The 21604-nt window shown below is 74.4% G+C and carries 22 protein-coding genes; 18 read left to right on the plus strand and 4 right to left on the minus strand.

Going from position 1 to position 21604, the window contains the following annotated elements:
• Positions 1-117 precede the first annotated feature (117 nt).
• From O7600_RS00085 to O7600_RS00125, 9 genes are all read left to right on the plus strand, one after another.
• On the plus strand, positions 118-1506 hold the full coding sequence (locus tag O7600_RS00085) for a hypothetical protein (protein ID WP_281591700.1): 1389 nt from the start codon (positions 118-120) through the stop codon (positions 1504-1506).
• A 1-nt stretch (position 1507) separates the two neighbouring features.
• Positions 1508-2161 carry a TetR/AcrR family transcriptional regulator C-terminal domain-containing protein gene (locus O7600_RS00090; protein ID WP_281591701.1) on the plus strand — a complete coding sequence of 218 codons (654 nt, stop codon included), beginning with the start codon at positions 1508-1510 and terminating at the stop codon, positions 2159-2161.
• Positions 2162-2214: 53 nt separating this feature from the next.
• Positions 2215-3657, plus strand: a complete 1443-nt coding sequence (locus O7600_RS00095) for an aldehyde dehydrogenase family protein (protein ID WP_281591702.1) — start codon at positions 2215-2217, stop codon at positions 3655-3657.
• Complete coding sequence (locus O7600_RS00100; RefSeq protein WP_281591704.1) at positions 3654-4730, plus strand: zinc-binding dehydrogenase; 1077 nt, start codon at positions 3654-3656, stop codon at positions 4728-4730. Before O7600_RS00095 ends, O7600_RS00100 begins: the two co-directional genes overlap by 4 nt.
• Before the next feature lie 322 nt (positions 4731-5052).
• Positions 5053-5814: an ABC transporter ATP-binding protein gene (locus O7600_RS00105; protein ID WP_281591705.1), complete on the plus strand. Its 762-nt coding sequence runs from the start codon at positions 5053-5055 to the stop codon at positions 5812-5814.
• Complete coding sequence (locus tag O7600_RS00110; protein ID WP_281591706.1) at positions 5801-6493, plus strand: ABC transporter ATP-binding protein; 693 nt, start codon at positions 5801-5803, stop codon at positions 6491-6493. Before O7600_RS00105 ends, O7600_RS00110 begins: the two co-directional genes overlap by 14 nt.
• Before the next feature lie 42 nt (positions 6494-6535).
• The gene (locus tag O7600_RS00115; protein WP_281591707.1) at positions 6536-7792 is read left to right on the plus strand and encodes an ABC transporter substrate-binding protein; all 1257 of its coding nucleotides are present in this window, start codon (positions 6536-6538) and stop codon (positions 7790-7792) included.
• A 10-nt stretch (positions 7793-7802) separates the two neighbouring features.
• Positions 7803-8684, plus strand: coding sequence for a branched-chain amino acid ABC transporter permease (locus tag O7600_RS00120; protein WP_281591708.1), 882 nt, complete (start codon positions 7803-7805; stop codon positions 8682-8684).
• On the plus strand, positions 8681-9703 hold the full coding sequence (locus tag O7600_RS00125) for a branched-chain amino acid ABC transporter permease (RefSeq protein ID WP_281591709.1): 1023 nt from the start codon (positions 8681-8683) through the stop codon (positions 9701-9703). The genes O7600_RS00120 and O7600_RS00125 overlap by 4 nt, the downstream gene beginning before the upstream one ends.
• A gap of 75 nt (positions 9704-9778) precedes the next feature.
• Here the strand turns inward: O7600_RS00125 and O7600_RS00130 are convergent, their stop codons facing one another.
• Positions 9779-10591 carry a MerR family transcriptional regulator gene (locus tag O7600_RS00130; RefSeq protein WP_281591710.1) on the minus strand — a complete coding sequence of 271 codons (813 nt, stop codon included), beginning with the start codon at positions 10589-10591 and terminating at the stop codon, positions 9779-9781.
• A 79-nt stretch (positions 10592-10670) separates the two neighbouring features.
• Between O7600_RS00130 and O7600_RS00135 the strand changes: the two genes are divergently transcribed.
• Together O7600_RS00135 and O7600_RS00140 are read left to right on the plus strand one after the other, a co-directional pair.
• Positions 10671-11039: a nuclear transport factor 2 family protein gene (locus O7600_RS00135; RefSeq protein WP_281591711.1), complete on the plus strand. Its 369-nt coding sequence runs from the start codon at positions 10671-10673 to the stop codon at positions 11037-11039.
• A gap of 170 nt (positions 11040-11209) precedes the next feature.
• Positions 11210-11851 carry a transcriptional regulator gene (locus O7600_RS00140; RefSeq protein WP_281591712.1) on the plus strand — a complete coding sequence of 214 codons (642 nt, stop codon included), beginning with the start codon at positions 11210-11212 and terminating at the stop codon, positions 11849-11851.
• Positions 11852-11892: 41 nt separating this feature from the next.
• Here O7600_RS00140 and O7600_RS00145 read toward each other — a convergent pair whose 3' ends face one another.
• Positions 11893-12450 (minus strand): TetR/AcrR family transcriptional regulator, encoded by a 558-nt coding sequence (locus O7600_RS00145; protein ID WP_281591713.1) that lies wholly within the window; start codon positions 12448-12450, stop codon positions 11893-11895.
• A gap of 55 nt (positions 12451-12505) precedes the next feature.
• Between O7600_RS00145 and O7600_RS00150 the strand changes: the two genes are divergently transcribed.
• The 3 genes from O7600_RS00150 to O7600_RS00160 all read left to right on the plus strand — a co-directional run bounded on the left by O7600_RS00150 (position 12506) and on the right by O7600_RS00160 (position 15878).
• Positions 12506-13567: an FAD-dependent monooxygenase gene (locus tag O7600_RS00150; RefSeq protein ID WP_281591714.1), complete on the plus strand. Its 1062-nt coding sequence runs from the start codon at positions 12506-12508 to the stop codon at positions 13565-13567.
• A gap of 125 nt (positions 13568-13692) precedes the next feature.
• Positions 13693-15258 carry an MFS transporter gene (locus O7600_RS00155; RefSeq protein ID WP_281591715.1) on the plus strand — a complete coding sequence of 522 codons (1566 nt, stop codon included), beginning with the start codon at positions 13693-13695 and terminating at the stop codon, positions 15256-15258.
• A gap of 11 nt (positions 15259-15269) precedes the next feature.
• The gene (locus tag O7600_RS00160) at positions 15270-15878 is read left to right on the plus strand and encodes a TetR/AcrR family transcriptional regulator (protein WP_091578147.1); all 609 of its coding nucleotides are present in this window, start codon (positions 15270-15272) and stop codon (positions 15876-15878) included.
• Positions 15879-15888: 10 nt separating this feature from the next.
• Here O7600_RS00160 and O7600_RS00165 read toward each other — a convergent pair whose 3' ends face one another.
• Complete coding sequence (locus O7600_RS00165) at positions 15889-17808, minus strand: helix-turn-helix domain-containing protein (RefSeq protein ID WP_281591716.1); 1920 nt, start codon at positions 17806-17808, stop codon at positions 15889-15891.
• Positions 17809-17822: 14 nt separating this feature from the next.
• The gene (locus O7600_RS00170) at positions 17823-18605 is read right to left on the minus strand and encodes a 3-hydroxybutyrate dehydrogenase (RefSeq protein ID WP_091578142.1); all 783 of its coding nucleotides are present in this window, start codon (positions 18603-18605) and stop codon (positions 17823-17825) included.
• A 183-nt stretch (positions 18606-18788) separates the two neighbouring features.
• On the opposite strand from O7600_RS00170, the gene ruvC reads away from it, so the two are divergent.
• The 4 genes from ruvC to yajC all read left to right on the plus strand — a co-directional run bounded on the left by ruvC (position 18789) and on the right by yajC (position 21476).
• Positions 18789-19316, plus strand: coding sequence for a crossover junction endodeoxyribonuclease RuvC (ruvC, locus tag O7600_RS00175; RefSeq protein WP_091578139.1), 528 nt, complete (start codon positions 18789-18791; stop codon positions 19314-19316).
• Positions 19313-19915 (plus strand): Holliday junction branch migration protein RuvA, encoded by a 603-nt coding sequence (gene ruvA / locus O7600_RS00180; protein ID WP_091578136.1) that lies wholly within the window; start codon positions 19313-19315, stop codon positions 19913-19915. Before ruvC ends, ruvA begins: the two co-directional genes overlap by 4 nt.
• 13 nt (positions 19916-19928) lie before the next feature.
• The gene (gene ruvB, locus O7600_RS00185; protein ID WP_281591717.1) at positions 19929-20993 is read left to right on the plus strand and encodes a Holliday junction branch migration DNA helicase RuvB; all 1065 of its coding nucleotides are present in this window, start codon (positions 19929-19931) and stop codon (positions 20991-20993) included.
• A gap of 138 nt (positions 20994-21131) precedes the next feature.
• The gene (yajC, locus tag O7600_RS00190) at positions 21132-21476 is read left to right on the plus strand and encodes a preprotein translocase subunit YajC (protein ID WP_091578132.1); all 345 of its coding nucleotides are present in this window, start codon (positions 21132-21134) and stop codon (positions 21474-21476) included.
• The last annotated feature ends 128 nt before the right edge of the window (positions 21477-21604 follow it).

Consider the following 21604-nt stretch of genomic DNA (forward strand, 5'->3'; position numbering starts at 1 on the left):
CATCCGTCCAGCCCTCTCCTGTCGCCGCCGCGGTGAGGCGCCCGGTTAGGGTGCATGATCAGGTGGTTTCGGACGGGAGGCGGCTTGCGGGACCTGGGCTGCGAACAGGTGAGGGGAGTGGCCGGCAACCCGGCGACCCCGTCGGAGTTGCTGCTCCGCATGCTGGACGACAGCGACGCGGCCGTAGCCGTGCTGATCTTCCGGAACACGCTGCCGGACGAGTTCTGCGCCGCCGTCGCCAAGCACCCGGATCGGCGGGTGCGGGCGGCACTGGCGGACAGTTCGTCGGCCACGCCGGACCAGCGTGCCCTGCTCGTCGACGATCCCGCGCCGATGGTCCGTGTCCTGCTCGCCCACGGGCCGGACCTGTTCCGGGCCACGCCCGCGCCGCTGCCCGAGGAGACCTACGCCCGGCTGGCGGCGGACCCGGACCAGCGGGTCCGCGACGAGGTGGCCGGGTCCCGGCAGTGTCCGGTAAGCGTCCGGGCCCGGATGGTCGAGGACCCCGATCCCGAGGTCCGGATCTCGGGGTACGCGGGCTGGGTGGATCCGCCGGACGGGACCACCGACCGGCTGCTCGCCGACCCCGACCCCCGGGTGCGCGACGCGGTGGCCCGACGGGCGTGGCGCCGCCGCCCGGAACTGCTCGCCGGCGTCCTCGACGAGGCGTGGCCGGACCCCTGGCGGCTGCGTGAGCTGGCCGTCGAGATCCCGTTGGCGCGGACGGTGGCGCAGCGGCTCGCCCGGCACCAGGACCGGGACGTCCGCGCGGCCGTGGCCGAGAACCCGCACCTGCCCCGCGACCTGGTCGAGGAGTTGGCCACCGACCCCGACCCGACGGTGCGGCTACGGCTGTCCCTGCGACCCGGGCTCACCGAGGCCGAACGCGCCGCCATGGACTACGAGGTGCGGCCGGAGACCCGGCTCCGACCCGCTCGGTGGGTGCTCGACCGGCTCGGCGACCCCGACGCACTGGACGGCGCCGTCCGCTCGGCCCACGTCGGGCTGCGGCGCAGCGCCGCGTACAGCCCGAACCTGCGTCCGGACCAGGTGGCCCGGCTCGCCGGCGACGACGACTTCGCGGTCCGGCTGCTGCTCTGTGAGAACCACGACGAGGTCCCGGGGGAGGTGTTGCTCGCGACGTACCTGGAGGCCCGGGTGATCACGGCGAGCATGTTGATCGCGCGGCCCCACTTTCCCCGGGTCGGGCTGGCCCGGCTGGCCGACTCCGCCGACCCGAGGGCGCGCATGCTGGTCCGCTACGACCCGGAGGCGCCGGCCGAGCTCATCGACCGGCTCAGCCGCGACGCCGACGGCGGCGTCCGGTCCTGGATGGCGTCCGACCCCCGCCTTGCCGCCGAACGGCTGGCCGAGCTGCTCGACGATCCGGCCGCCGCGGGGTCGGCGGCACGGAACCCCAACCTTCCGGTCGCCCTCATGGAACGGATCCTCGCCGAGGCCGGGATCCTCCAGGCGTCCGCCGGACCCGCCGCCCGGGAGGTCTGACATGCCCCGTCCCCGCCAGGCCCTGCTCAACCGGGACCGGATCGTCGAGACCGCGCTCGTGCTCATCGACGCCGACGGGCTCGGCGCGCTCTCCACCCGCCGGCTGGCCGCCGCGCTCGGCGTGCAGGGCCCCTCGCTCTACAACCACTTCGCGACCAAGGACGAGATCCTCGACGCCGTGGCGGACAGCGTCACCGGCACGGTCGACGTGAGCGTCTTCGACCGGTACGACTGGGTCGAGGCGCTGCGCCGCTGGGCCCGGTCCTACCGCGCGGCGCTGGCCGCGCACCCGAACGTCGTCCCCTACCTGGCGCAGGGGCCGGGCCGCCGGCCGGCCGCGCTGGCCATGGCCGACGCCGTCTACGGCGCGCTGGTCCGGGCGGGCTGGCCGCCGGCCCGGGCCACCCACATCGGCGCCGCGCTGCGCTACTTCGTGGCCGGGTCGGCGCTCGGCTCGTTCGCGCGGGGGTTCGTGGAGGACCCGGAGTTGTACGCGGCCCACCCGCACCTCACGCAGGCCCACCGGCTGCGCGGCCACCAGCGCAGCGTCGACGAGGGCGCCTTCACCCTCGGCCTGGACGCGTTGCTGCACGGCCTCGCGGACGAGTACGCCCGGACGGTGGCCCCGGTGGAACGCGGCAGCGGTCCGGGGTAGCGTCGAAACTCCCACTGCTAGTTTCCCGCCCCTCCCGCCCCCGAAGGGACGCCATGGATCTCGCCGATGCGCCCCCCGCCCTGCTGGTCCGCCGCCACCTGCACCTCGCCGGGGACTGGGTCGACCCGGCGGACGGCGGGACGATCCCGGTCGAGAACCCGGCGACCGGTGAGACCATCGGGCAGGTCCCCGCCGGCACCCCCGCCGACGTGGACCGGGCGGTCGCCGCCGCCCGGGCCGCGTTCCCCGGCTGGGCCGCCACCGCACCCGCAGACCGAGCGGCCCACCTGGACCGGCTGCACGCCGCGCTGACCGCCCGGGCCGACGAGATCGCCCGCACCGTGGCCCTCGAACTGGGCACCCCGCTCAAGCTCGCCACCCGGGTGCAGGCCGGCCTGCCGCTGACCGTGCTGCGCAGCATGGTCGACCTGGCCGCCCGACCGGCCGCCGAGCAGGAGGTCGGCAACTCGCTGGTGGTGCGCGAGCCGGTCGGCGTGGTCGGCGCGATCATCCCGTGGAACTACCCGCTGCACCAGGTGGTCGCCAAGGTCGCCCCGGCGCTGGCCGCCGGCTGCACGGTGGTGCTCAAGCCGAGCGAGCTGACGCCGCTCACCGCGTACCTGCTCCTGGACGCGGTGACCGAGGCCGGCCTGCCGCCCGGGGTGGTCAACCTGGTGCCCGGCACCGGCCCGGTGGTCGGTGAGGCTCTCGCCGCGCACCCCGACGTCGACCTGGTCTCGTTCACCGGCTCCACCGCCACCGGCCGGCGGATCGCGCACCTCGCCGCCGACCGGATCGCCCGGGTCGCCCTGGAACTGGGCGGCAAGTCGGCGAACGTCATCCTGGCCGACGCCGACCTGCCCACCGCGGTCAAGGTCGGCGTGGGCAACGCGCTGCTCAACTCCGGCCAGACCTGCACCGCCTGGACCCGGATGCTGGTGCACCGCGACCGCTACGCCGAGGCGCTCGACCTGGTCGCGGCCGCCGTGGCCGGCTACCGGCTTGGCGATCCGTTCGACCCGGCCACCCGGCTCGGCCCGCTGGTCTCCGCCGCCCAGGCCCAACGGGTACGCGGGCACGTGGACCGGGCGCTCGCCGACGGCGCCCGGCTCGTCGCCGGCGGCCCGGACGCGCCGCTGCCGTCCCGGGGCCACTTCGTGGCGCCCACCGTCCTCGCCGACGTGCACCCGGACAGCGCCCTCGCCCAGGAGGAGGTCTTCGGGCCGGTGCTCGCGGTGATCCCGTTCGCCGACACCGACGAGGCGGTCGCGATCGCCAACAACTCCCGGTACGGCCTGGCCGGCGCGGTCTGGTCGGCCGACTCCGACGCGGCGCTGGCCGTGGCCCGGCGGCTGCGGACCGGCCAGGTGGACGTCAACGGCGGGGCGTTCAACCCGCTCGCCCCGTTCGGCGGCTACAAGCAGTCCGGCCTCGGCCGCGAGCTGGGCGGCTACGGCGTCGAGGAGTTCACCGAGCTGAAGGCGATCCAGCGGTGAGGGCGCTGGTCGTGCGTGGCCGGGGCGAGACCCCGACGGTCGAGGAGGTGCGCCTGCCCGCGCCCGGCCCGGGGGAGCTGCGGGTCCGCATCCGCGCCGCCGGCCTCTGCCACTCCGACCTGGCCATGGTGAACGGCACGCTGGCGCCGGCGTACCCGCTGGTGCTGGGGCACGAGGCCACCGGTGTTGTCGCCGAGGCGGGTCCGGCGACCCGGCTGGCGGTCGGCACGCCGGTGGTGCTCAACTGGGCGCCCGCCTGCCGCGACTGCTGGCACTGCCGGCACGGCGAGCCCTGGCTGTGCGCCGCGAACACCGCCCCCTCGGTCGCCCGGGGGGAGACGGCCGCCGGGGAGCCGGTGCAGGTCACGCTCGGCCTCGGCGCGCTCGCCGAGGAGGTGGTGGTGCCGGAGCGGGCCGCCGTGCCGGTGCCGGCCGGCCTGCCGCCGGCGCAGGCGGCGCTGCTGGGCTGCGCGGTGCTCACCGGCGTCGGCGCGGTCCGCAACACCGCCCGGGTGGGCGCCGGCGAGTCGGTGGCGGTGATCGGGCTGGGTGGGGTCGGCCTGGCCGTGCTCACCGCGGCCCGCCGCGCCGGCGCGTCACCGATCCTCGCGGTCGACGTGATGGAGGCCAAACGGGAACTGGCCCTGGCCGCCGGCGCCACCGACTTCCTGCGCTCCGACGACACGCTCGGCAAGGAGGTCCGCGCGCGCACCGGCGGGCGTGGGGTGGACCACGCCTTCGAGTGCGTCGGCCGGTCCGCGACCATCCGCACCGCATGGCGGGCCACGCGACGCGGGGGAGCGGTCACCGTGGTCGGCATGGGCGCCAAGGACGACCTGCTCAGCCTCTCCGCCCTGGACATCTTCCACTCGGCGCGGACGCTGCGGTCCTCGGTCTACGGCTCGACCGACCCGGACCGGGAGGTGCCGGAGCTGGCCGCCGCGCTCGCCGCCGGTGACCTCGACCTGACGCCGCTGGTCAGCGGCACGGTGTCGCTGGCGGAGGCGCCCGCGGCGCTGGAGCGGCTGGCCCGGGGCGAGGGTGCGCGCTGGGTGGTCACGTTCCCGGACTGATCGGCCGCTCCACCGGCATCGCGCGCCGGTCACATGTGAAAGGGGTGCCCTTCTCTACCGGAGGCGTTAACAGGGGGCCCCTCCTTACACCTCGCCGGCCGGTGACGGTGACCGGCCACATGTCGACGGCCACCGATCCGCTCCGATCCGCCGGCGCGGCGTCGACCCCTGTGGAGGTCGACCCCGTGCCGCACCGGGGGAATGTGTGGCGGATCGACATGGCTCGACCACTTCGGCTCCCCGTAGGTTTCCTGCACGCGACGGCCCTGTGACCCCGGTCACCGACCTGGCCCTCGCGTGCGGACCTGCGGAGGGTGAGGCGATGGCCGGGCAAGCGATCCTGTCGGCCCGAGGGCTGACCCGGGACTTCCGGGGCTTCCGGGCCGTCGATCGCGTCGACCTCGACGTGGCGCCGGAGACCGTGCATGCCCTCGTCGGCCCGAACGGCGCCGGCAAGACCACACTGTTCAACCTGCTCACCGGCTTCCTGCCGCCCAGCGGCGGGCGGATCGAGCTGGACGGCCGGGACGTTACCGGGCTGCCCCCGGAGCGGGTGGCCCGCCTCGGGGTGGCCCGCTCGTTCCAGATCACCAGCCTCTTCCCGCAACTCGGCGCGCGGGAGCACGTCGAGCTGGCCCTCCAGGCGTCCAGCGGGCTGGGCTGGCGGTTCTGGCGGTCGGCGAAGCTGATGCGCCGCTACCGGGACCGGGCCGACGAACTGCTGGCCATGGTCGGCCTGGCCGACCTCGCCGAGGCGCCGGCGGAGGCCCTCGCGTACGGGCGCAAGCGGGCCCTGGAACTGGCCATCGCGCTCGCCCTCGACCCGAAGGTGCTGCTGCTGGACGAGCCGACCGCCGGGATGGGCCTGGAGGACGTCGACCGCACCGTCGACCTGATCGCCACCGTCCGCACGGGACGGACCGTGGTCATGGTGGAGCACAACATGAGCGTGGTGGGCCGGCTCGCCGACACGGTCACCGTCCTGCAGGCCGGCAAGGTGCTGGTCGAGGGGCCGTACGAGCAGGTCCGCGCCGACGAGCGGGTCATCACCGCCTACCTGGGAGCCGCGGATGCTGCGCATTGAGAACCTCTCCGCCGCCTACGGCGAGGCCCAGGTGCTGCGGGAGGTGAGTCTGGAGGTGGCCGCCGGCGAGGTAGTCACCCTGGTCGGGCGCAACGGCGCCGGCAAGTCCACGCTGCTGCGGTGCGTGATGGGGCTGCACCCCGACCAGCGGGGCACGGTGCGCCTCGACGGCCGGGACATCTCCCGGCTGCCGGCGTACAAACGGGCGCGGGCCGGGCTCGGCTGGGTCCCCGACGACCGGGGCGCGTACGCCACGCTCACGGTCACCGAGAACCTGACCCTGCCGCCCCGGGTCGGCCCCGACCCGTGGCCGCTGGAGCGGGTGTACGAGGCGTTCCCCGCCCTGCACGCCCGGCGCGACTCGGCCGCGACCATGCTCTCCGGCGGTGAGCAGCAGATGCTCGCGCTGGCCCGGGTGCTGCGCATGGGCGCCCGGCTGCTGCTCTGCGACGAGCCCACCGAAGGGCTGTCGCCGCTGCTCGTGCAACAGGTCGGTGACCTGCTGCGGGAGGCCAAGAAGCACGGCGTGACCGTGCTGCTGGTGGAACAGAACCTGCACTTCGCCACCGGCGTCGCCGACCGGCACTACCTGCTGGCCGAGGGACGGATCGCGGAGGCGATGGAGAACGCCGAGGTGCGCTCGCGGGAACGCGAGCTGCTGGCGTACCTCGGCATCTGAATCTGGACGGCTGACCCGCGCGGACCGCGCGGTACGAAGGGGATGAACATGCGTAGGAGCGTGGGTGTGGCCGCCGCCTCGGCGGCGGCGCTGCTGGTGGCCGGCTGCGGCGGCGGTGGCCCGCAGTCCGGCGGCGACTCGAAGCTGACCGGCGACAAGATCGTGCTGGGCGTGCTCAACGACCAGTCGGGCGCCTACTCGGAGCTGTCCGGGCGCAACTCGGTCAAGGCCGTGGAGATGGCCATCGCCGACTTCAAGGCCAAGCACGGCGACGACGCGGTGACCAAGGACATCACCGTGGAGACGGCGGACCACCAGAACAAGCCGGACGTGGCCAACAGCAAGGCCCAGGAGATGATCGACCGCAAGGGCGTCGACGCGATCCTGGACGTGCCGACCTCCTCGGCCGCCCTGAAGGTCGCCGACGTGGCCAAGGAGAAGAAGAAGCTCTACTTCAACATCGGCGCCGCCACCACCGACCTGACCGGCAAGAGCTGCAACAAGTACACGTTCCACTACGCGTACGACACGTACATGCTGGCCCACGGCACCGGCACGGTGACCACCGAGCAGGTCGGCAAGAACTGGTACATCCTCTACCCGAACTACGCGTTCGGGCAGGACATGGAGAAGAGCTTCACCGCCGCCATCACCGCGGCCGGCGGGCAGGTCGTCGGCAAGGACGGCGCCCCGTTCCCGAACACCAGCGGCGACTACTCGTCGTTCCTGCTCAAGGCGCCGACGCTGAACCCGAAGCCGCAGGTGCTCGGCACCATGCAGGCCGGCGCGGAGCTGGTCAACGTGGTCAAGCAGTACAACGAGTTCAAGCTGCGGGACAAGGGCGTCGGGCTGGCCGTCGGCCTGATGTTCATCACCGACATCCACTCGCTCACCCCGGCCGCGCTGGCCGGCACCACCTACACCGACGCCTGGTACTGGAACTTCGACCAGCAGAACCGGGAGTGGGCCGACCGGTTCCAGTCCGAGACCGGCACCCGTCCGTCGTTCGCCCACGCGGCGAACTACTCCGCCGCCATGCAGTACCTGGAGGCGGTGCAGGCCGCCGGCACCGACGACGCCGACGCCGTGGTCAAGGAGCTGGAGGGCAAGGAGGTCAACGACCTCTTCCTGCGCAACGGCAAGATCCGCGCGGAGGACCACCGGGTCGTGCACGACGCGTACCTGGCCCAGGTGAAGCCGCAGGCCGAGGTCAAGGAGCCGTGGGACTACGTGAAGATCCTCAAGACCATCCCGGCGGCGGAAGCCTTCCGCACCCCGTCGGCCGACTGCAAGATGTGACGACGGTCTGATGTCAGGGTTCCTGCAGAACACGTTCAACGGGCTGGTGGGCGGGGCGTTCTACGCCCTGCTCGCCCTCGGGCTCGCGGTCATCTTCGGCATGCTCCGGGTGGTGAACTTCGCCCACGGCGCGTTCTACATGCTCGGCGCGTTCGGGGCGTACGTGCTGCTCGCCGAGGCCGGCGTGCCGTTCTGGGCCGCGTTGGTGATCATGCCGCTGGCGCTGGGCCTGCTCGGCATGGCGCTGGAGCGGGCGGTGATCCACCGGCTGACCCGGCTCGACCCGCTCTACAACTTCCTGCTCACCTTCGGCCTGACGCTGATCCTGCAGGACCTGGTCAAGTCCCGGTACGGCGTGCAGTCCAGCCCGTACGCCACGCCCGCCGAGCTGAGCGGGACGGTCGACTTCGGACTCTTCGACTTCCCGACGTACCGGGTCTTCATCCTCGGCTTCACCGTACTGCTGTGCCTGGCGGTGTGGTGGGTGCTCGGGCGGACCCGGATCGGCATGGTGGTCCGGGCCGCCACCGAGCGGCCGGAGCTGACCCGGGCGTTCGGCATCGACGTGGGGAGGTGGGTCACCCCGGTGTTCGGCTTCGGCATCGCCCTGGCCGGGCTGGCCGGGGTGCTCGCCGCCCCGATGCGGGCGGTCAACCCGCTGATGGGCGCCGACCTGATCATCGTGGTCTTCGCGGTGGTGGTGATCGGCGGCCTCGGCTCGATCTTCGGCTCGGTCGCCGCCGGCTTCGGCATCGGCCTGATCCAGGCGTGGGGCGAGGCGTACCTGTCGGACTACCCGCTCGTGTCACAGACCGTCGTGTTCGTGGTGATGGCCGCCGTGCTGCTCTGGCGTCCGGCCGGCCTGTTCGGCCGAGAGGAGGCACCCGCGTGAGCAGTGCTCTGGAAACCGCCCCGGTCGAGCGGAAGGCACCCCGGTCCGGGCTGCTCGCCGTCGCGCGGGCGCCCGGCTGGGTCCGGTACGCGCTGCTCGCCGGCGGCCTGCTCGTCGCGCTGTGGCTGCCCAACGGGCTCTACCCGGCGGTCGCGGTGGACATCCTGTGCTGGGCGCTCTTCGCCGTCTCGGTGGACCTGCTGCTCGGCTTCACCGGGCTGATGTCCTTCGGGCACGCCGCGTTCTGGGGCACCTCGGCGTACCTGACCGGGCTGGTGGCGATCCACGCCGGCCTGCCGTTCCCGGCCGCGGTGCTGGCCGGGGCGCTGGGCGCGGCGCTGCTCGCGCTGCCGATCGGCTACCTGGCGGTGAAGCGCACCGGGATCTACTTCGCCATGGTCACGCTGGCCTTCGCGCAGATGGTCTACTACGTGGCCAACGAGTGGCGCTCGGTCACCCAGGGCGAGAACGGCCTGCAGGGCGTGCCGCGCGCGTTCTTCGGCGCCGACCTCACCGACGACTACTACTTCTACTACGCGATCCTGCCGATCGTGCTGCTCGGCCTGCTCGCCGCCTGGCGGATCGTGCACTCGCCGTTCGGCCGGGTGCTGGTCGGCATCCGGGACAACCCGGCCCGGGCCCGCGCGCTGGGCTACCCGGTGCACCGCTACAAGCTGACCGCGTTCGTGCTCTCCGGCTTCCTGGCCGGGCTCGGCGGCGGGCTCTTCGCGGTCGGCCACCGGTTCGTCTCGCTGGACGTGCTGCACTGGACGACCTCCGGCAAGGCGGTCATCGTGGTGGTGCTCGGCGGCATCGGCACGCTGTGGGGCGGGGTGCTCGGCGCGGCCCTGGTGGTCCGGCTGGAGGACTGGCTGTCGTTCTCCGGGTTCGAGGCCATCGGGCTGGTCACCGGCGGCATCTTCGTGCTCGTCGTGCTGCTGTTCCGGCGGGGCGTCTGGGGCACGGTCGCCCACCTGGCCCGGCGACGGGCGGCGACCCGTCGGGACCGGTCCGGCTAGACCCGCGCGCGCCGACGGCGCGACGCGGGCGGCGGACCGCGCCCCCGCGTCGCGCCGCCCGGCGCCGGGCCCGTCCTAGGCGGGGGTGAGGCGGAAGACCGGCCAGCCGATCTCGGTACGCCAGTCGGCGGGGACGTCGGTGTCGCGCGGCCCGACCAGGTAGGTCTCGCGGATCGGCCCGTCGACGACCAGCGCGTGGGCGACCACCCAGGCGCCGAGCCGCCCGTAGGTGACGTCGATGTCGTCGTGCGGGCCGGAGTGCACGGCGACGGCGAACTCGGCCGCCGGCAGGTCGACGACCTCGACCCGCCCGCCCGGGCGGGGACGACGGACCGGCCGGTAGACGGTGACGGCACCGGCGCCGTCGGTGAACAGCTCGTTGGCGTACTGGCCGCCGGGTGGTCCGGTGCGGTCGCCCACCGGGTACGCCGCGTCCAGCTCCGCCATCGCGCCGTCGTACCAGGCGCCGGCCCGCGCCAACTCGACGTCCGCGCGCACCGCGGCGACGGTGAGCCCGGGGACGGCGCGCAGCTCGACCGGCAGGTCCTGGTCGTCGGGGCGCAGCAGCCGGCGCAGGGCGGTGACGGCCCCCCGGGTGCGGTCCAGCGTCTCCTCCAGGCGACGCAGGTGCCCGGCGATCAGGTCGGTGCGCCGGGCGGGGTCGTCGGTGGCGAGGATCGCCTTGACCTCGGCCAGTGGCACGTCCAGCTCGCGTAGTCGGTGGATCACCTGCGCGGGCGGTACCTGGTTCGTAGAGTAGTAGCGGTAGCCGGTGAAGGGGTCCACGGTCTCCGGCTCCAGCAGCCCGGCCTCGTGATAGCGACGCAACGTCCGCACGCTCAGGTGGGTGACCGTCGCGAACTCCCCGATCGTCATGCCCTTGCGCATGGCTCTCACTCTGCACCTTCGCCCCGGGGGAGAGTCGACGACTTGACCCTCTCCCGCCGAGAGACCCCACGGTGGGCACATGGACGCAATCGACTGGAGCCGGGCGAGCCGGATCTCGCCCGACGACCTGCCCGAAACGATCACGCAGTACCTCGTCGCGCACCAGGCCCGGGACGTCGACGCGGCGGTGGCACGCTTCACCCCCGACGCGTCGGTGACCGACGAGGGCCGGACCCACCGGGGACCCGGGCAGATCCGGCACTGGCTGTCCCACTCGTCGAGCGAGTACACGTACACCTCCGAGCTGGTCGCGGCGGCCCGGGCCGACGACCGGAACTACGACGCGGTGCATCACCTGGAGGGCGACTTTCCCGGCGGCGTCGCCGACCTGCACTTCCGGTTCACGCTCCGGGACGGGCTGATCGCCGGCCTGGTGATCGAGCCGTGACGGCCGGGGCGCGGCCGCTCCGACCGGAGCACACGCCGGTGTGAGCCGCCCCACCGGCGCGGCGTGGGCACCGCGCCCCGGTGCGGACCGGTCGGCGCCGGGCGCATCCAGGCCGCCCCCTTCCGACGAACCCCTCGGTAGTGACCGTCTACCGAGGGGTGCGTCCGGTGGTGACCGATCCGATCCCGGCCGATGTCGTCGAGACCGCCCGCAAGCAGTTCACGCTCGCGGCGGAGGACCTGGACGGCAACCGGGTCGCCGCGCTGGTGGTCGAGGCCGCGGACCGGTGGGGGGTGGCGCCGGTGTGGGAGGGCGTCTGCGCGCCGATGCTGGCCGCGCTGCCCGGCCGCAGCGCCGCCGAGGTGGCCGTGGAACACGCCTTCTCGGAGGGCCTGCGGTCCGGACTGGACGTGCTGCTGCGCGGGCCGGGGACACCAGCCCCGGCCGGCGGCATCCTGCTCGCCGGGGCGGAACAGGAGCTGCACTGTCTCGGCCTGCACGCGCTCGCCGCGGCGCTGCGCGAGGCCGGTCTGGGCAGCCTGCTGCTCGGCGCCGCGTTGCCCTGGCCGGCGCTGGCCAGCGCGGTGCGTCGGACCCGCCCGCACACCGTGGTGGTGTGGTCGCAGACACCGATGACCGGACGGGCGTACCGCGCGGTCCGCTTCGCACGGGAGTTCCCGTCGGTGCGGGTGCACGGGGCCGGGCCGGGCTGGATCACCCCGCCGGCCACGCCGGCCGGGCATCTGACCAGCCTGTCGGACGCGCTCGCCGCGTGCCGCGACGCCGCCCGGCAGCGGGACGGGGCGCGGTAGGCGGGATCCGTCCGGCGCGGCCCGCGGGCGGTGGCGGCCGGTCAGCCGGCCCGGAAGCCGCGCAGGAGGGCGGCGACGGCGGACTCCGGGTCGACGTCGCCGTCGGGGGTGGCGAGTTGGTTGCCGAGGAGCCCGTCGACGAGCGCGAGCAGCGCCCGGAAGTGGGCGGGCGGGTCGGTCGAGCCGAGCGCGGCGAGCAGCGGCACCCCCCACCCGGCCAGCCGCGCCCGCCCGGCCTCGATGGCGGGGCGCAGCTCGGGTCGCACGGCCGCCTCCACGAACAGCGCGTACCGGGCCAGTGTGACCACCCGCTCCTCGTCGGTGAACCGCCGGATCAGCCGGCCGAGCACCCGGGCGAAGCCGTCGACGTCGCCGGGCGGCAGATCCGCGGCCAGTCGCTGCCAGGTCTGCGTCTCCACCTCGACCAGTCGCTCGAAGACGCCGGCGACCAGCGCTTCCCGGGTGCGGAACCGGTTGGACGCGGAGCCCTCGGGCAGTCCCGCCTCCGCGTCCACCGCCCGGTGGGTGAGCTGCCGCGGCCCCCGGGTGCCGAGCACCCGGATGGCGGCGTCGAGCAGGAGCTGCCGGCGATCGGTCACCGGGCAAGACTACAGGCGTAGTGAAAATGACTACATCTGTAGTACGGTGGCCGGCATGGACGGTCGGGCGGTGGTGGTCGGTGGCGGCGTGGGTGGGCTCGCGGCGGGCGTCGGGCTGCGCGCCGCCGGCTGGGAGGTGACGGTCCTGGAGCGCTCCGCCGGGCTGCCGGAGACCGGCACCGGGCTCGGCGTCTGGCCCGGGGCGATGCGCGCCCTGGACGCGCTCGGCGTGGGCGACGAGGTGCGCCGCCGCGGCCGCCGGCAGGTCGGTGGGACGATCCGGCGGCCGGACGGCAGTCGCATCGCCACCATCGACGTCGACCGGCTGGAGCGCCGGCACGGCGAGCCGGTGCACCTGGTCACCCGGCCGGTGCTGCTCGCGGTGCTCGCCGCCGCGCTACCGGGGCCGGTGCTGCGCCTCGCCGCCCCGGTCACCGACCCGCGCGCCCTGCTCGACGCGTACGACCTGGTGGTCGGCGCGGACGGGATCAACAGCGTGGTCCGCGTGGCCCTGCACGGCGACCGCTACCCGCTGCGCCACGCCGGCGCGGTGGCCTGGCGGGGCGTGGTCGACACGGAGGTGCCCGAGGGCGGCGAGACCTGGGGGAGGGGCCGCAAGTTCGGGCTCACGCCCGCGGGCCCGGGGCGCACCAACTGGTACGCCGCGGTGAGCCTGCCCGAGGGGCATCCCGCGCCGACGGACGACCGGGCCGAGTTGCGTCGGCTCTTCGGCGACTGGCACCGGCCGGTGCCGCAGGTGCTCGACGCCCTCACGCCCGACGGGATCCTCCGGCACGAGATCCGTGACCTGACCCCGTTGCCGTCCTACGTGGGCGACCGGACGGCGCTGCTGGGCGACGCCGCGCACGCCATGACGCCGGACCTCGGCCAGGGCGCCTGCCAGGCGCTGATCGACGCGGTGGCGCTGGCCGACTGCCTGCGTGTCGCCGACGACCTGCCGGCCGGGCTGCGGGCGTACGACCGGCGCCGCCGGCGGCCCACCCAGCGGATCGCGGCCGGCGCGCGGTGGGCGGGCCGGCTCGCCCAGGCCCGACGCCTGCTGCCGGTGCGCGACGCGATGCTCCGGCTGGCACTGGCCGCCGGCCCGCCCGCCTGACCGTGACCTGGCGCACATTCGATACGAACCGGTTCCGTATCGAAACCTGCTCACCTACGCTCGGCTGCGTTACGAGTCTGCCCCGTATCGTATTCCGACGCGGGTGAGCCGGGGGGAGAACCCGAATGGAACCGCACGAGAACACCGGACACCCGAGGAGGTGGGCGATCCTCGGGGTGCTGGTGATCAGCCTCCTCGTGGTCGTCCTCGACAACACGATCCTCAACGTCGCGCTGCGCACCCTCGCCGACCCGGTGCACGGCCTCGGCGCCAGCCAGGGCGAGCTGGAGTGGGCGATCAACTCCTACACGCTCGTCTTCGCCGGCCTGCTGTTCACCTTCGGCGTGCTCGGCGACCGGCTCGGCCGCCGCCGCTTCCTCATCTTCGGGCTGGCGCTGTTCGGGCTCGCCTCCCTGCTGTCGGCGTACGCGCAGGACCCGGCGCAGCTGATCGCCGCCCGGGCGCTGATGGGCGTCGGCGGCGCGGCCATCATGCCGGTGACGCTCTCGATCATCTCCAACGTGTTCGACCCCCGCGAGCGGGCCAAGGCGATCGGGGTCTGGGCCGGCGCGGTCGGCCTCGCCGTGGCGATCGGCCCGGTGCTCGGCGGCGCGCTCCTGGAGCACTACTGGTGGGGTTCGGTCTTCCTGATCAACGTGCCGGTGGTGGTGCTCGGCGTGGTGCTGGTCGCGGTGCTGGTGCCCGAGTCCCGCGATCCCTCGCCCGGCCGGGTCGACCTGCTCGGCGTCCTGCTGTCCGTGGTCGGCCTGGTCGCCCTCACCTACGGCATCATCGACGGCGGCGAGCACGGCTTCGGCCGGCCGCAGGTCTGGGTGGCGATCGTCGGCGGCCTGGCGGTGCTCGGCTGGTTCGTGGCCCACGAGCTGCGCAGCGACCACCCGTCGCTGGACGTGCGGCTGTTCCGGGTGCCCCGGTTCGCCGCCCCGGTGGCCCTGGTCGGCCTGGTCTTCTTCGCCGCCATGGGCGTGATGTTCTTCGGCGCGTTCTACCTGCAGCTGGTGCGCGGCTACAGCCCGCTGGAGAGCGGCCTGCTGTTCCTGCCGTTCGCGGCCGCGCAGCTGATCTTCGCGCCGCGCAGCGCGGCCATGGTCCGCCGCTACGGCGGCCGGACGGTGGCCGCGGTCGGGCTGCTGCTCACCACGATCGCGCTCGCCGCGTTCGTCTTCATCGACGCGGACACGCCTATCTGGATCTTCTCGGCGCTGGGCTTCGTCCAGGGCGCCGGCATGGCCAACATCATGCCGCCGGCCACCGAGTCGATCATGTCGGCGCTGCCCCGGGAGAAGGCCGGGGTCGGTTCGGCGGTCAGCAACACCATCCGCCAGGTCGCCGGCGCGCTCGGCGTGGCGGTGCTCGGCTCGGTGCTCTCCGCGGTCTACCGGGACCAGGTCGCCCCGGCGGTCGCCGCCCTGCCCGCCCCGGTCCGCGACGCGGCCCGCGAGTCGGTCTCCGGTGCGTACGCGGTCGCCGACCGGCTCGGCCCGGCCGCGCCGCGACTGATCGACGCGGCCAACGACTCGTTCGTCTCGGCCATGCACTGGGCGGCCGGCGTCTCCGCGCTGGTGGCGGTGCTCGGCATGGTGATCGTGCTGCGCTGGATGCCGGGCCGGCCGGTCGTCGCCCCCGACGCCGCCCCGGCCACGGAGCGGGAGTTGGCCGGGACCGCGTAGGTTCGTGGACAATGTCTGACATGACTTCCACGGCGGATGCTCCGCGGTCGCCCGGGCGACCGCGGAGCACCCGCGCGGACGAGGCGATCGTGGAGGCCACCCTCGACCTGCTGGCCGAGGGCAGCACCGTCGAGGCGCTCTCCATCGAGGCGATCGCGGCCCGCGCCGGCGTCGGCAAGGCCACCATCTACCGTCGCTGGCCGGGCAAGGAGGCGCTGCTGCTCGACGCGCTGGGCCGGCTCAAGGGCGCCCCGCCCCGCACCGGCGGTCGCTCGGTCCGCGACGACCTGGTCCTGCTGGTCGGCGCCGTGGGCCAGCACGTCGACCCCCGGGTCCGCAAGATCATGCCGTGTCTGGTGCCGGAGGTGAGCCGCAGCTCCGCGCACCGCCAGGCCTACGAGGCGATCATCGAGCCCCGGCGCCAGGCCATGCGCGAGGTGCTGCTGCGCGCCGTGGACAGCGGGGAGCTGCGCGCCGACCTCGACGTCGAGGTCGCCATGGCGCTGCTCACCGCGCCGATGCTGACCCAGCGGATGCTGCACTGGCACCCCGACCGGGACGAACGGATCCTCCCCGAGCGGATCGTCGACGCGGTCCTGGACGGCCTGCGCCCCCGCTGACCCGGCCGGCTCAGCCGGCCGGGGTGCGCAACCGGTGCAGGCGCAACGCGAGCTGCACCTCCAGCGCCCGCTCCGGGCGCTGCCAGTCCGCGCCCAGCAACTGCCCGACCCGCTCCAGCCGCTGGGTCACCGTGTTCACGTGCACGTGCAGCTGCTCGGCCGCCCGGGCCAGGCTGCCGCCCACCCCGAAGTACGCCTCCAGCGTCTTCACCAGCGCGGTGCCGCGCCGGGCGTCGTAGTCGACCACCGGCCCCACGGTCGCGGTGAGGAACCGGCTCACGTCCCGGTCGCCGGAGTCGCCGACCGCGCCCAGCAGCAGCCCGACGAAACCCAGCTCCGCGGTGCTCGCCCCCTGCCCGGCCCGGCCCAGCGCGCCGAGCGCGGTCAGGCAGCGCTCCGCCTCGGCGAACGTGACCGCCAGCGACGCCGGACCGGTCGACGGCCCGCTCGCCCCGGCGGTCACCGGGCGGCTGGTCACCCGGGACAGGTCCCGGGCCACCGCGCGGGCCGCCCCGCCGGCGTCCTGACCGGGCAGCATCAGCACCACCCGGCCGTCGCGCGCCGCGGCCAGCCCACCCCGGGTCGACGCGTACGTGGTGGCCCACGACAGCACCCGCTGCCGGGCCGAGCCGGTCTCTGCGAACGCGTCGTCGCCGACCGCCACCAGCACGTGCGGCGCGTCCAGGTCGACCCCGATCCGGCGGGCCCGGCTGCGCAACGCGTCGGTGTCCCGCAACGGCCGGGCGATCAGGTCGTCGAGCAGCTCACCCCGGACCCGACCCTCCGCCTCGGCCACCGTACGGCGGAACAGCAGCAGCAACGCGGTCACCAGCGCCGCCCGCTCCAGGATCCGCTGGTCGGCGTCGACCAGATCGTCGTCCGGGCGCAGCACCAGCGCGCCCAGGTTCTCCGCGCCGGCCACCACCGCGGCGTACCAGAGCGGGCCGCGCCGCACGCTGCGCCCCTCGGTCCGCGACGCGGCCACCGCCTCCACGATGTCCGCCCGGTCCGGCTCCTCGATCTCGCCGACCCGGGCCAGCCGCCGGCCCTCCGCGTCCAGCGCCAGCAGCGCCCCGCCGAGCACCTCGGTGACCGCCGCGGCCACGTCCTCCATCCCGCCGCCCCGCACGACCAGCGCGGTCATCCGGTCGTGCGCGGCGGCGGCGCGCTCCACCGACGTGCTGTGCGCCTGGATCGTGCCGTTCGCCGCCGACAGCTCCTCCAGCGCCGCACGGGTCTCGGCCAGCAGCCGGGCGGTGTCGATCGCCACCGCCGCGTGCGCGGCCAGGGAGACCAGCAGCGACACCTCCTCCCGAGCGAACGGCCGGGCCGAGCGGTTGGCCGCGTAGAGCACGCCGATCACGCTCGAACCGAGCCGCAGCGGCACGCCGAGGATGGCCACCAGGCCCTCCTCGCCCACCCCGCCGTCGATCTCCCCGGTGTGCCGGAACCGGTCGTCCTCCGGGTAGTTCGCGGTCACGTACGGGGTGCCGGTCTGCGCCACCAGCCCGCCCAGACCGTCGCCCATCTCCAGCCGCAGCCGTTGGAAGCGGGCCGAGATCGACCCGTCGGTGACCCGCATGTAGGTGTCGCCGCGCTCGTCGTCGTTGAGCGTCATGTAGGCCACGTCGGTGCCGAGCAGGATCCGCGCCCGGTGCACGATCGCCCGCAGCACGTCGTCCAGGTCGCGCAGGCCGGCCAGGTCGCTGGCGGTGTCGTACAGGCCGGACAGCTCGGTCTCCCGCCGGCGGCGGCGCTCCAGCAGCGCCCGTACCCGCAGCGCCACCACCTTCGCCTGCTCCAGCTCGGCCAGGCGGTCGGCGGGCAGGCCGGCGGCGCGTGCGGCGACCAGCGGGCCCTCGAACTCGACCGCGGCGGCCTCGCGCGCCAGCAGCTCCAGGAACTCGACCGGCGACGACATGACCGACATTGTGCGCGGCGCCACTAGTTCGCCGTCCAGCCCCCGTCGAGGGCGATCGACGCGCCGGTGAGGAACGCGGCGGGTGGCGCGCACAGGTACGCCACCAGCTCGGCCACCTCCTCCGGCTCGATCAGCCGCTTGATCGCCGCCCGGGCCAGCATGATCTTCTCGATCACCTCGTCCTCGCCGATGCCGTGACTGGCCGCCTGGTCGGCGATCTGGCTCTCCACCAGCGCGGTCCGCACGTACGCCGGGTTGATGCAGTTGGCCGTCACCCCGTGCGCCGCGCCCTCCAGGGCCACCACCTTCGACAGGCCCTCCAGCGCGTGCTTCGCCGACACGTACGCGGCCTTGTACGGCGACGCGCGCAGCCCGTGCACCGAGGAGATGTTCACGATCCGGCCCCAGCCGTTGGCGTACATCCGGGGCAGCGCCCGGCGGATCAGCAGGAACGGCGCCTCCACCATCACCCGCTGGATGTACTCGAACCGCTCCACCGGGAACTCCTGCACCGGCGCCACGTGCTGCAGGCCGGCGTTGTTCACCACGATGTCGGCGTCGACGTCGAGCCGGTCCACCGCCTCCGGGTCGGCCAGGTCGACCCCCTCGGCCCGGCCGCCCGCCTCGGCCGCCACCGCCTTCGCCGCCTCCACGTTGCGGTCCAGCACCACCACCGAGGCGCCGGCCGCCGCCAGGCGCAGGGCGCAGGCCCGCCCGATGCCGCTGCCACCACCGGTCACCAGGGCGTTGCGACCGGAGAGGTCGACGTGTACGACGTGGGGGACCGCCACGGGTTCTGCCGTCATGGCGCAAGAAGTTACGAGGCGTGTGGCCTCGGGCACATGGGGCGGCGACACATACTCGACCGCTTCAGTGTGTGGTGTGTTGCGCTCCGATCGCACCCGGCGTGTCCGGGCGTCCGGTCGTCGGAGCACACCAGTAGGGTGTGTCGAACACACGTACTGCTGACGGCTCGGGGAGGAGGCGGCGTGCGCGTGCTCGGCGTCGACCCGGGGCTGACCCGGTGCGGGGTCGGCGTGGTCGAGGGCGTCCCCGGTCGCCCGTGCACGCTGGTCGCCTACTACGTGGTCTACACCGACCCCGAGGACGACCTGCCGCTGCGCCTGCTGCACCTGGACCGGTCGCTCACCGACCTGGTCGCCGAGCACCGGCCGGACGCGGTCGCGGTGGAGCGCGTGTTCAGCCAGCACAACGTCCGCACGGTGATGGGCACCGCCCAGGCCAGCGGCATCGCGGTGCTCGCCGGCGCGCGGGCCGGGCTGCCGGTGACCACCTACACGCCGAGCGAGGTGAAGGCGGCGGTGACCGGTTCCGGTCAGGCCGACAAGGCGCAGATGACCGCCATGGTCACGAGGCTGCTGCGGCTCGCCGAGCCGCCCCGCCCGGCCGACGCCGCCGACGCCTTGGCGCTGGCCATCTGTCACGTCTGGCGCGGTGGCACCCGGTCCAAGCTGGCCGCCGCCGCCCAGCGGGCCCGACGAGGAGGGGCACGATGATCGCCAGCGTTCGCGGCACGGTGACCGCCACCGGTCCGGACCACGCGGTGGTGGAGGTGGGCGGCATCGGCCTGGCCGTGCAGTGCGCCCCCGGCACGCTCGCCGACCTGCGGGTCGGCCAGCCGGCCCGGCTGGCCACCAGCCTGGTGGTCCGGGAGGACTCGCTCACCCTCTACGGCTTCGCCGACGACGACGCGAAGCAGTTGTTCGAGTTGCTGCAGACCGCCAGCGGCGTCGGCCCCCGGCTGGCCCAGGCGGTGCTCGCGGTGCACACGCCGGACGCGGTCCGCAAGGCCATCGCCAACGCCGACACCGCCGCGCTGACCCGGGTGCCCGGGATCGGCAAGAAGGGCGCCGAGCGGCTCGTGCTGGAGCTGCGCGACCGGGTCGGTCCGGTGCCGGTCGGCCCCGACGGCGCGGCCGGGGTGACCGTGGGCGCCTGGCCGGAGCAGGTGCGTCAGGCGCTGGTCGGGCTCGGCTGGACGGCCGCGCAGGCCGACCAGGCGGTGGCCGCGGTGGCGGAGACCGTCGACGGCGAGACGCCGCCGGTGCCGGTCCTGCTCAAGCAGGCCATCCGTCTGCTGGGCCGCACCCGATGACGGGCCCGCGCGGATGACCGGCGACAACCTGGTCTCGGCCTACGTCAGCGACGCGGAGCGGGACGCCGAGGCCAGCGTCCGGCCGAAGCGGCTCGCCGAGTTCATCGCCCAGGACCGGGTGCGCGACCAGCTCGACCTGCTGTTGCAGGGCGCGATGCGACGCGGCTCCCCGCCGGACCACATTCTCCTGTCGGGGCCGCCCGGACTCGGGAAGACCTCCCTGGCCAACATCGTCGCCGCCGAGCTGGGTGCGGGCATCCGGGTGACCAGCGGGCCGGCCATCGAGCGCTCCGGCGACCTGGCCGCGATCCTGACCAGCCTGGCCGAGGGCGACGTGCTCTTCATCGACGAGATCCACCGGATCGCCAAGCCGGCCGAGGAACTGCTCTACAGCGCCATGGAGGACTTCCGGGTCGACGTGGTGGTCGGCAAGGGCCCCGGCGCCACCGCCATCCCGCTCGACGTGGAGCCGTTCACGCTGGTCGGCGCCACCACCCGCTCGGGCCTGCTGACCGGTCCGATGCGGGACCGGTTCGGCTTCGTCGCGCACCTCGACTTCTACTCGCCGGCCGACCTGGAGACGCTGCTGCACCGCTCCGCCCGGATCCTCGGCGTGCCGATCACCGCCGACGGCGCGGCCGAGATCGCCGGCCGGTCCCGGGGCACACCCCGGATCGCCAACCGGCTGCTGCGCCGGGTGCGCGACTACGCCGAGGTGCGGGCCGACGGCGTGGTGACGGTGGAGACGGCGCGGTCCGCGCTGACCGTCTACGACGTGGACGCGCTCGGCCTGGACCGGCTGGACCGGGCGGTGCTCACCGCGCTGGTCGACTCGTTCCGGGGCGGCCCGGTCGGGCTCTCCACCATGGCGGTGGCCGTGGGGGAGCAGCCGGACACGGTCGAGGAGGTCTGCGAGCCGTTCCTGGTCCGGGCCGGGCTGCTGGCCCGTACCCCGCGGGGCCGGGTGGCGACGGCGGCTGCCTGGCATCATCTGGGGCGTACGCCACCGAATGGTACATTTGGTGCGGACGCCCCGGCCGGGCCCGATCTGTTCTCGGTCCAGACCGATCAGCCGTGATCCGAACGTGATCTGTGCCGCATTCGGTGTTCTCAGGAGCAGGGACTAGACTTCGCCGCGGTCTGTACAGGACGTGAGAATCCGCCTCCGCTGCGGTGCCCTCCGGGGCCGGCGGGGGCCAACCGGAAGGTCGACACCGTGCTTTACGCAGCAGCGAGTGGCGGGGGAGCCGGCGGTCTGACGCCGATCCTCATGATCGCTCTGCTCTTCGTCGTCATGTACTTCATGATGATCCGTCCGCAGCAGAAGCGCCGCCGTGAGGCCGAGCAGATGCAGTCCGCCCTCTCCCCGGGCGACGAGGTGGTCACCATCGGCGGCCTGCACGGCACGGTCACCGTGGTCGAGGACGACACGGTCCTGCTGGAGGTCGCTCCCGGCGTGCAGACCCGCTACGCCCGCCCGGCCGTGGCCCGGGTGATCAAGCGGGCCGAGGCGCCGGCGGCCGAGACGATCAGCGAGGAAGCCGAGCCGGTCAAGGAGTGACCGCCCGCCCCAGGACGGGGCAGCGGGGACACCCGCACAAGTGGATAGTTGGGTCGGCGTCGGACGCCGGCACGCGGGCAGGCCCGCGCGGCGCCCCCGCGTCGCGTCCGGGCCGGCGTGCCGTCCGC

This window comes from Micromonospora sp. WMMA1998, assembly GCF_027497375.1.
GTDB lineage: Bacteria > Actinomycetota > Actinomycetes > Mycobacteriales > Micromonosporaceae > Micromonospora > Micromonospora sediminicola.

What these genes read in the sequence shown, in the direction of transcription:
- O7600_RS00120 (WP_281591708.1), top strand. Translation starts at nt 7,803, where the DNA reads ATGTCAGGGTTCCTGCAGAACACGTTCAACGGGCTGGTGGGCGGGGCG.
- O7600_RS00150 (WP_281591714.1), top strand. Translation starts at nt 12,506, where the DNA reads ATGGACGGTCGGGCGGTGGTGGTCGGTGGCGGCGTGGGTGGGCTCGCG.
- ruvB (WP_281591717.1), top strand. Translation starts at nt 19,929, where the DNA reads ATGACCGGCGACAACCTGGTCTCGGCCTACGTCAGCGACGCGGAGCGG.
- O7600_RS00170 (WP_091578142.1), bottom strand. Translation starts at nt 18,605, where the DNA reads ATGACGGCAGAACCCGTGGCGGTCCCCCACGTCGTACACGTCGACCTC.
- O7600_RS00095 (WP_281591702.1), top strand. Translation starts at nt 2,215, where the DNA reads ATGGATCTCGCCGATGCGCCCCCCGCCCTGCTGGTCCGCCGCCACCTG.
- O7600_RS00115 (WP_281591707.1), top strand. Translation starts at nt 6,536, where the DNA reads ATGAACATGCGTAGGAGCGTGGGTGTGGCCGCCGCCTCGGCGGCGGCG.
- O7600_RS00105 (WP_281591705.1), top strand. Translation starts at nt 5,053, where the DNA reads ATGGCCGGGCAAGCGATCCTGTCGGCCCGAGGGCTGACCCGGGACTTC.
- O7600_RS00110 (WP_281591706.1), top strand. Translation starts at nt 5,801, where the DNA reads ATGCTGCGCATTGAGAACCTCTCCGCCGCCTACGGCGAGGCCCAGGTG.
- O7600_RS00155 (WP_281591715.1), top strand. Translation starts at nt 13,693, where the DNA reads ATGGAACCGCACGAGAACACCGGACACCCGAGGAGGTGGGCGATCCTC.
- O7600_RS00130 (WP_281591710.1), bottom strand. Translation starts at nt 10,591, where the DNA reads ATGCGCAAGGGCATGACGATCGGGGAGTTCGCGACGGTCACCCACCTG.
- O7600_RS00135 (WP_281591711.1), top strand. Translation starts at nt 10,671, where the DNA reads ATGGACGCAATCGACTGGAGCCGGGCGAGCCGGATCTCGCCCGACGAC.
- O7600_RS00160 (WP_091578147.1), top strand. Translation starts at nt 15,270, where the DNA reads ATGTCTGACATGACTTCCACGGCGGATGCTCCGCGGTCGCCCGGGCGA.
- ruvA (WP_091578136.1), top strand. Translation starts at nt 19,313, where the DNA reads ATGATCGCCAGCGTTCGCGGCACGGTGACCGCCACCGGTCCGGACCAC.
- O7600_RS00090 (WP_281591701.1), top strand. Translation starts at nt 1,508, where the DNA reads ATGCCCCGTCCCCGCCAGGCCCTGCTCAACCGGGACCGGATCGTCGAG.
- O7600_RS00165 (WP_281591716.1), bottom strand. Translation starts at nt 17,808, where the DNA reads ATGTCGGTCATGTCGTCGCCGGTCGAGTTCCTGGAGCTGCTGGCGCGC.